Genomic DNA, 548 nt, shown 5'->3' with positions numbered 1-548 from the left:
TTTGCTAAGTACACATCGACCGGCGTCATAAACACGCTCATTCACTGGGTTGTGTTCGCTATTTGCATATACGCGTTTCACACAGGTCAGGCTCTTGGCAACTTCGCCGGGTTCGTCGTGGCGGTGTCATTCAGCTTCTTTGCAAACGCCAGGTTCACGTTTAAGTCTTCGACAACCACGATGCGCTACATGCTGTATGTAGGGTTTATGGGATCCTTGAGCGCAGCTGTTGGTTGGGCTGCCGATAAGTCCGGTATGGCTCCAATTGTGACTCTCATTCTCTTCTCCGCTATCAGTCTGGTGTGCGGCTTTATCTATTCAAAGTTCATTGTCTTTAGGGATGCGAAATGAAAATTTCTCTGGTCGTTCCGGTATTTAATGAAGAAGATGCTATTCCAATCTTCTACAAAACCGTGCGGGAGTTTGAAGAGCTACAACAGCATGAAGTAGAGATAGTCTTTATCAACGACGGCAGTAAAGATGCGACAGAATCAATAATAAATGCGCTCGCTGTGGCCGATCCGCTTGTCATTCCTCTTTCCTTTACC

The 548-nt window shown here is 46.7% G+C and carries 2 protein-coding genes; both read left to right on the top strand.

Going from position 1 to position 548, the window contains the following annotated elements; translation table 11 throughout:
* Window positions 1-351: GtrA family protein (locus tag RE027_RS18100; protein ID WP_368809686.1), on the top strand; the 351-nt coding region annotated here is incomplete at its 5' end.
* A partial coding sequence (locus tag RE027_RS18095) for a glycosyltransferase (protein WP_368809685.1) occupies window positions 348-548 on the top strand: 201 nt, incomplete at its 3' end. The genes RE027_RS18100 and RE027_RS18095, both read left to right, overlap by 4 nt.

Origin of the sequence: Kocuria sabuli (genome assembly GCF_040981185.1) — a bacterium.
GTDB lineage: Bacteria > Actinomycetota > Actinomycetes > Actinomycetales > Micrococcaceae > Kocuria > Kocuria sabuli.
Note: the sequence above shows the minus strand (reverse complement) of the source record. Positions and strands in the feature narration are given on the sequence as shown.